Source organism: Pseudomonas veronii, assembly GCF_002028325.1.
Classification (GTDB): Bacteria; Pseudomonadota; Gammaproteobacteria; order Pseudomonadales; family Pseudomonadaceae; genus Aquipseudomonas; species Aquipseudomonas veronii.
The window spans coordinates 2,885,974-2,893,076 of the sequence record NZ_CP018420.1; the positions used below are offsets into that span (position 1 = coordinate 2,885,974).

The following is a 7,103-nucleotide window of genomic DNA, read 5'->3' on the forward strand; positions in this document are numbered from 1 at the left end:
GGCGCCGGCTTGCCGGCGAAAAACGCCCAGGCACCGCGTTCATCCTGGCGATGCGCGTCATCGTTAACGACCTTCGCTGGCAAGCCAGCTCCTACAGAAACGCAGGGCTGCGAACCCACCTGTAGGAGCCGGCTTGCCGGCGAAAAACGCCCAGGCGCCGCGTTCATCCTGGCGACGCGCGTCATCGTTAACGACCTTCGCTGGCAAGCCAGCTCCTACAGAAACGCAGGGCTGCGAACCCACCTGTAGGAGCCGGCTTGCCGGCGAAAAACGCCCAGGCACCGCGTTCATCCTGGCGACGCGCGTCATTGTTAACGACCTTCGCTGGCAAGCCAGCTCCTACAGAAACGCAGGGCTGCGAACCCACCTGTAGGAGCCGGCTTGCCGGCGAAAAACGTTCAGGCGCCGCGTTCATCCTGGCGATGCGCGTCATCGTTAACGACCTTCGCTGGCAAGCCGGCTCCTACATTTTTGTTTGGGTTTCACTCTCTGGCAGAGCCATACGTCATCCAACGTATTTCCCGTTTTACCTCGCTCCACGAGACTGGTTTCAACGCCACAAGCCATCCGTCCAGGAGCCAGTCCATGACCGAAACGCTGATCAAAGTCGACCTCAACCAACCCGTCACCGAAAACGAGCAGATCCACAACCGTTGGCACCCGGATATTCCAATGGCCTGCTGGGTCAAGCCGGGCGATGACTTCATCCTCGAAACCTACGACTGGACCGCCGGGGCGATCAAGAACAACGACGACGCCAGCGACGTGCGCGATGTGGACCTGTCCACCGTGCATTACCTGTCCGGCCCGGTGGGTGTACACGGCGCCGAGCCGGGCGATTTGCTGGTGGTGGACCTGCTCGACATCGGCGCCAAGGCCGATTCGCAGTGGGGCTTCAACGGCTTTTTCTCGCGGCAGAACGGCGGTGGCTTTCTCACCGATCACTTCCCCAGTGCGCAAAAGGCGATCTGGGATTTCAAGGGCATGTTCACCAGCTCGCGGCACATTCCAGGGGTGAACTTCGCCGGCCTGATCCACCCTGGCCTGATCGGCTGCCTGCCGGACCCGGTGATGCTTGCCGACTGGAACCGTCGCGAACAGGAACTGATCGACACCAACCCGACCCGTGTCCCGCCGCTGGCCAACGCGCCGCTGGCCGCCACCGCGCACATGGGCAAGCTCAAGGGCCAGGCCCGCGACGATGCCGCCGCCACCGGCGCGCGCACCGTGCCGCCGCGTGAGCATGGCGGTAACTGCGATATCAAGGATTTGTCCCGCGGCTCGAAGATCTTCTTCCCGGTCTATGTCAAGGGCGCCGGGCTGTCGGTGGGCGACTTGCACTTCAGCCAGGGCGACGGCGAAATCACCTTTTGCGGCGCCATCGAAATGGCCGGCTGGGTGCATATGAAGGTCGAGCTGATCAAGGGCGGCATGGCCAAGTACGGGATCAAGAACCCGGTGTTCAAGCCGAGCCCGATCACGCCGAACTACAAGAATTACCTGATCTTCGAAGGCATCTCGGTGGACGAGCAGGGCCAGCAGCACTACCTGGACGTCAACATCGCCTACCGCCAGGCGTGCCTGAATGCGATCAACTACCTGACCAAGTTCGGCTACTCACCGGCCCAGGGCTATGCGCTGCTCGGCTCGGCACCGGTACAAGGGCATATCAGCGGCGTGGTGGATATTCCGAATGCGTGCGCGACCTTGTGGCTGCCTACGGAAATCTTCGAGTTCGACATCAACCCCAACGCCAACGGCCCCACCAAGTTCCTCGACGGCAGCGTCGACCTGCCCATCGCACCGGACCTGTAGCCATGCCGACCTACGAATACGCCTGCGAGGCGTGCGGCACGTTCACGATGTTGCGGCCGATCGCCCAGCGCAACGAACCCAGCCAGTGCCCGTACTGCGCCGGGCCAGGAGGGCCGTTGCAGGTGTCGGCCCCGGCCTTGCAGTTGCTGTCGACCAACCAGCGCAAGGCCATCGCCGGCAACGAGCGCAGCGCCAACGCGCCGCAAACGGTCGGCGAGTACCAGGAAAACCGTCGCCATCCGGCCGGTTGCAGCTGCTGCGGCACCAGCAAAAAGGTGCTGCCGAGCAAGGCCAACCCGCTGGGCCTCAAGACCAAGACCGGTCCACGGCCGTGGATGATCAGTCACTAGACCAGGAGCATTGCAATGCGTCATGGCGATATTTCCAGCAGCCCGGACACCGTCGGTGTCGCGGTGGTGAACTACAAGATGCCGCGCCTGCACAACAAGGCTGAGGTCATCGAGAACGCGAAGAAGATTGCCGAGATGATCCTCGGCATGAAGCAGGGCCTGCCGGGCATGGACCTGGTGGTGTTCCCGGAATACAGCACCATGGGCATCATGTACGACCACGACGAGATGATGGCCACCGCCGCAAGCATCCCCGGCGAAGAAACCGCGATCTTCTCCACCGCCTGTCGCCAGGCCAACACCTGGGGCGTGTTTTCCCTGACCGGCGAACGCCATGAAGAGCATCCGCACAAGGCGCCCTATAACACCCTGGTGCTGATCAATAACCTCGGCGAGATCGTGCAGCGTTATCGCAAGTGCATTCCCTGGTGCCCCATCGAAGGCTGGTACCCGGGCGACCGCACCTACGTCTGCGATGGGCCCAAAGGCATGCAGATCAGCCTGATCATCTGCGATGACGGCAACTATCCGGAGATCTGGCGCGATTGCGCGATGAAGGGCGCCGAGTTGATCGTGCGCTGCCAGGGCTATATGTACCCGGCCAAGGAGCAGCAGGTGCTGATGTCCAAGAGCATGGCCTGGGCCAATAACTGCTACGTGGCGGTGGCCAACGCCGCCGGGTTCGATGGTGTGTATTCGTACTTCGGTCACTCGGCGATCATCGGTTTTGACGGGCGCACGCTAGGCGAATGCGGCGAAGAGGAGATGGGCATCCAGTACGCCCAGCTATCGGTGTCGCAGATCCGCGATGCGCGCGCCAATGACCAGTCGCAGAACCACCTGTTCAAGCTGCTGCACCGCGGCTACACCGGTATGCATGCTTCGGGCGATGGCGACAAAGGCGTGGCCGATTGCCCGTTCGAGTTCTACCGCACCTGGGTGCTCGATGCGCAAAAAGCCCAGGAGAACGTGGAGAAAATCACCCGCGGCACCGTGGGCGTCGCCGCCTGCCCGGTCGGGCAATTGCCCCATGACGGCCACGGAAAAACCGCGAGGTAACGCATACGCTGGGTAGTTCTGCGCAATAAGACTTGCAGTCTGAAAATTCCCCTCTAATATAACCCGGGTAAAACAAATACTACCCGGGTATAAATCATGGATTCTCAACATCCCCCTCGTTGCACCGCTTTCGTTCACCACCGACGTGTGGCGGACGGTCCCTATGCCCACGTTGCCCAGGCGTTGGCAGACCTTGATCTGCCGGCCGGCAGCTTCCTGGTATTCGACGATGCCACCGGCACCCAGGTCGATTACCCTTGGCCCCCGGGTTATGCACCCGAGCTGCCCGCGCCCGCAGAGGCACCAGATGAGCCGCCGACGTCCCCTGCGGTCGGGCGCCCCAAGCTGGGCGTGGTCGCCCGCGAAGTGACTTTGCTACCGCGCCATTGGGAGTGGTTGAGCCAGCAGCGTGGCGGTGCGTCGGCCGCGTTGCGACGGTTGGTGGATGAAGCGCGCAATGCCCATGCCAGTCGTGATCAAATGCGCCAGGCCAAAGAGGCCAGCTATCGCTTCATGAGCGCCATCGGCGGTGACCTGCCGGGTTTCGAAGAGGCTTCGCGGGCGCTGTTTGCCCACAACGCCGCAGACTTTTCCAACAAGATCGCGCTCTGGCCGGTGGACGTGCAGACGTACCTGGCCTGGCTGTCGCGCAACGCTTTCACTGCCTGATCATCATCCAGGGACTCGAACTACCATGGAAGTGACCCAACAACGCCCGCTATGGCAGATCTACCTGGTCTTCCTCGCACCGATGGTGCTGTCCAACTTTCTGCAGAGCTTTACCGGCACGCTCAATGGCATCTATGTCGGGCAAATGCTCGGTACCCAGGCGTTGGCGGCGGTGTCGGGGATGTTCCCCATCGTGTTTTTCTTTATCGCCCTGGTGATCGGCCTGGGGGCGGGGGCCTCGGTGTTGATCGGCCAGGCCTGGGGAGCCCGGGAAACCTCGATGGTCAAGGCGATCACCGGCGCCACCCTGACCCTTGGCGCGCTGGTGGGTTTGGTGGCAGCGGTGCTTGGCAGCCTGTTTGCGCGTCCGGCGTTACTGGCGCTGGGCACGCCGCTGGATGTGCTGGATGACGCGGTAGGTTATGCCCAGGTGATGATGCTGATCATGCCGCTGTTGTTGGTGTTTATCCTTTACACCCAACTGCTGCGCGGCGTCAGCGACACGATTTCGCCGCTGCTGGCGCTGATGGTCTCGACATTCGTCGGTCTGCTGCTGACGCCGGCGCTGATCCGCGGCTGGATCGGCCTGCCGCCCATGGGCATCCAGAGTGCGGTGTATGCCGGCCTGGTGGGTAACGCCGCGGCGATGCTGTTTCTGGTGCTGCGCCTGCGGCATAAAAACCACGTGATGGCGCCGGACCGCGCATTGCTCGCGGCCTTGCGGCTGGACCGGGTGATTCTCGGCAAAGTCCTGCGCATCGGGCTGCCCACCGGGCTACAGATGGTGGTGCTGTCATTATCCGAATTGGTCATCCTGGCCTTGGTCAACAACCACGGTTCCCAGGCAACGGCGGCCTATGGCGCGGTGACGCAGATCGTCAACTACGTGCAGTTTCCGGCGCTGTCGATTGCCATCACCGCCTCGATCCTCGGCGCCCAGGCCATCGGTGCCGGGCGCCTGGAACGGATCGGGCCGATCCTGCGCACCGGGTTGCTGATCAATACCTGCCTGACCGGCGGCCTGATCCTGCTCGGCTACCTGTTGTCGCCCTGGTTGCTCGGCCTGTTCATCACCGACGACGCCGCGCGGATCAAGGCCGAACACCTGCTGCATATCATGCTGTGGAGCATCCTGGTGTTCGGCTTCCAGGCCGTGATAGGCGGGATCATGCGCGCCAGCGGCGTGGTGCTGATCCCGGTGGCGATTTCGATCTTCTGTGTGCTCGGCGTGGAATTGCCGGTGGCCTACCTGCTCAATGCGCGGTACGGCCTGGAAGGGGTGTGGATGGCGTTTCCGGTGACGTACCTGGCGATGCTCGGCTTGCAGACCGCGTATTACCGGTTGGTGTGGCGGCATAAACAGATCACACGGCTGGTGTGATAAAAGGTTGCGCAAATCAAGGAAAGAAGGCGTTTCAATCATGGCAAACCCCTACGCCGAGTTGTTCCAGGCGCCCGGCGCCCGGGCGTTCGTACTGGCCGGTATGCTCGCGCGCATGCCCATCTCCATGACCGGCATCGGCTTGATCACCATGCTCTCGCAGGTGCATGGCGGCTACGGCCTGGCCGGCTCGGTGGCGGCGGTGTTTGCCTTGGCTACGGCATTTTGCGCGCCGCAGGTATCGCGGCTGGTTGACCGCTACAGCCAGGGCAGGGTACTGCCGATCGCCGCGCTGATCGGCGGCGGTGCGTTGTTGTTGCTGTTGCTGTGTACGCGTTTGCAGGCGCCGAACTGGGCGTTGTTCGTGTTCGCCGCGCTGGCCGGTTGCATGCCCAACATGTCAGCCATGGTCCGGGCGCGCTGGACTGAGCTGTACCGCGGCCAGCCCAAGCTCCAGACCGCGTTTGCCCTGGAGTCGGTGCTCGATGAGGTGTGCTTTATCATCGGCCCGCCGATTTCGGTGGGGTTGTGCGTGGTGCTGTTTCCCGAGGCCGGGCCTTTGCTGGCGGCGTTGCTGTTGGCGGTCGGTGTCACGGTGTTCGTGATGCAACGCCAGACCGAGCCGCCCGTGCATGAGCGCCATGATCATCACGGGCGCTGGCTGATCGCTTCGCCCTCGGTGTTGATCCTGATGATCCTGCTGCTGGCCATGGGCGTGATTGTCGGGGTGGTGGATGTGGTCAGCGTCGCTTTCGCCCAGCACCAGGGCCAACCGGCGGCGGCGAGCATTGTGTTGTCGGTGTATGCCATCGGTTCGTGCCTGGCGGGGTTGGCGTTCGGTACGTTGAAACTCAAGGCGCCGTTGCCCCGGCAGTTCCTGTGCTGTGGTGTCGCCACGGCGCTGACCACCTTGCCGTTGCTGCTGGTCACCAACATCCCCGGCCTGGCCGTGGCGATCTTCATTTCCGGGCTGTTCTTCGCCCCGACCCTGATCGTGTCCATGGCCCTGGTGGAGCGGATCGTGCCACCGAGCCGCTTGACCGAAGGCATGACCTGGCTGATCACCGGCCTGAGCATCGGCGTGGCCATCGGCGCCGCCAGCTCCGGCTGGATGATCGACCACTTCGGCGCGGCCAGCGGGTTCTGGGTGGCGCTGGCGGCGGGGGCGGTGGTGTTGGGTTCGGCGGTGTTGGGGTATCGGCGGCTGGGATAGTCAGCCGATCGCGGGGGTGGGTTTGGCGCAGTGATGTAGCAGGAACTCACTCAGCGCTTGGCGTGTCAGGTCGTTCAGGGTCACCTTCTTGCGTGTAGCTTCCAGGGCTGCGGCCAGATGAAGGTCATGCCCGACCCGCACGTTGAATGAACCCTTGCATGGTTTTTCCGGTGTTTGCCCAAGGGCCAGGCAGGTGGCGAGATAGTCGTCCACCGCCTCACGAAATGCCGCATCCAGTTCGGCGACGGTTTTCCCTTCGTAGCTCACCAGCGCCTTGATAAACAGGATCTTGCCGAACAGGCAGTTGTCTTCGAGGCTGGCTTCGATGGAGCCGATGTAGCCTTGGTGTTTCAATTGGTTGTTCACTGAATCAGTTCTCCTGATTTCAATTGTTCGATGATCTGGCGCCGAATGTAGTGTTTCAGTTCATTGCCGGGGTGAGGCTTGTGCAAGGTGATCATTGCACTGGGGTCGCCGATGTCGAACTTGACGCGGCTTCCCGCCCCTTCAATCTGTGTGTAGCCAAGACGACGCAGCAGCGTGACGAGCTCGGGCCAGGTAAATGCCATTTGCTCGTTGAGCAGTTTGGCGAGCAGCTTTTCATTTTTGGACACGG

The 7,103-nt window shown here is 62.5% G+C and carries 8 protein-coding genes; 6 read left to right on the top strand and 2 right to left on the bottom strand.

The window, feature by feature from the left end; translation table 11 throughout:
* Nucleotides 1-585: 585 nt before the first annotated feature.
* The 6 genes from fmdA (at nucleotide 586) to PverR02_RS13485 (ending at nucleotide 6,487) form a co-directional block, all read left to right on the top strand.
* Complete coding sequence (gene fmdA / locus PverR02_RS13460) at nucleotides 586-1,815, top strand: formamidase (RefSeq protein ID WP_046383752.1); 1,230 nt, start codon at nucleotides 586-588, stop codon at nucleotides 1,813-1,815.
* Between the two features lie 2 nt (nucleotides 1,816-1,817).
* Entirely contained in the window at nucleotides 1,818-2,165 is a 348-nt protein-coding gene (locus PverR02_RS13465; protein WP_046383751.1) for an FmdB family zinc ribbon protein, read from the top strand.
* 15 nt (nucleotides 2,166-2,180) lie between these two features.
* On the top strand, nucleotides 2,181-3,224 hold the full coding sequence (locus tag PverR02_RS13470; protein WP_079443618.1) for an aliphatic amidase: 1,044 nt from the start codon (nucleotides 2,181-2,183) through the stop codon (nucleotides 3,222-3,224).
* Nucleotides 3,225-3,320: 96 nt separating this feature from the next.
* Nucleotides 3,321-3,893, top strand: coding sequence for a DUF2239 family protein (locus PverR02_RS13475; RefSeq protein WP_057004783.1), 573 nt, complete (start codon nucleotides 3,321-3,323; stop codon nucleotides 3,891-3,893).
* A 25-nt stretch (nucleotides 3,894-3,918) separates the two neighbouring features.
* Nucleotides 3,919-5,274, top strand: coding sequence for an MATE family efflux transporter (locus PverR02_RS13480; protein ID WP_046488356.1), 1,356 nt, complete (start codon nucleotides 3,919-3,921; stop codon nucleotides 5,272-5,274).
* Nucleotides 5,275-5,314: 40 nt separating this feature from the next.
* Nucleotides 5,315-6,487, top strand: coding sequence for an MFS transporter (locus PverR02_RS13485; RefSeq protein WP_046383747.1), 1,173 nt, complete (start codon nucleotides 5,315-5,317; stop codon nucleotides 6,485-6,487).
* Here PverR02_RS13485 and PverR02_RS13490 read toward each other — a convergent pair whose 3' ends face one another.
* Together PverR02_RS13490 and PverR02_RS13495 are read right to left on the bottom strand one after the other, a co-directional pair.
* Nucleotides 6,488-6,853 (bottom strand): type II toxin-antitoxin system HicB family antitoxin, encoded by a 366-nt coding sequence (locus PverR02_RS13490; RefSeq protein ID WP_046488352.1) that lies wholly within the window; start codon nucleotides 6,851-6,853, stop codon nucleotides 6,488-6,490.
* Nucleotides 6,850-7,101 (bottom strand): type II toxin-antitoxin system HicA family toxin, encoded by a 252-nt coding sequence (locus tag PverR02_RS13495; protein ID WP_027607491.1) that lies wholly within the window; start codon nucleotides 7,099-7,101, stop codon nucleotides 6,850-6,852. Before PverR02_RS13495 ends, PverR02_RS13490 begins: the two co-directional genes overlap by 4 nt.
* Between the last annotated feature and the right edge of the window lie 2 nt (nucleotides 7,102-7,103).

Coding starts and splice junctions, on each gene's coding strand:
- fmdA (WP_046383752.1), top strand. CDS start 586: ATGACCGAAACGCTGATCAAAGTCGACCTCAACCAACCCGTCACCGAA.
- PverR02_RS13465 (WP_046383751.1), top strand. CDS start 1,818: ATGCCGACCTACGAATACGCCTGCGAGGCGTGCGGCACGTTCACGATG.
- PverR02_RS13470 (WP_079443618.1), top strand. CDS start 2,181: ATGCGTCATGGCGATATTTCCAGCAGCCCGGACACCGTCGGTGTCGCG.
- PverR02_RS13475 (WP_057004783.1), top strand. CDS start 3,321: ATGGATTCTCAACATCCCCCTCGTTGCACCGCTTTCGTTCACCACCGA.
- PverR02_RS13480 (WP_046488356.1), top strand. CDS start 3,919: ATGGAAGTGACCCAACAACGCCCGCTATGGCAGATCTACCTGGTCTTC.
- PverR02_RS13485 (WP_046383747.1), top strand. CDS start 5,315: ATGGCAAACCCCTACGCCGAGTTGTTCCAGGCGCCCGGCGCCCGGGCG.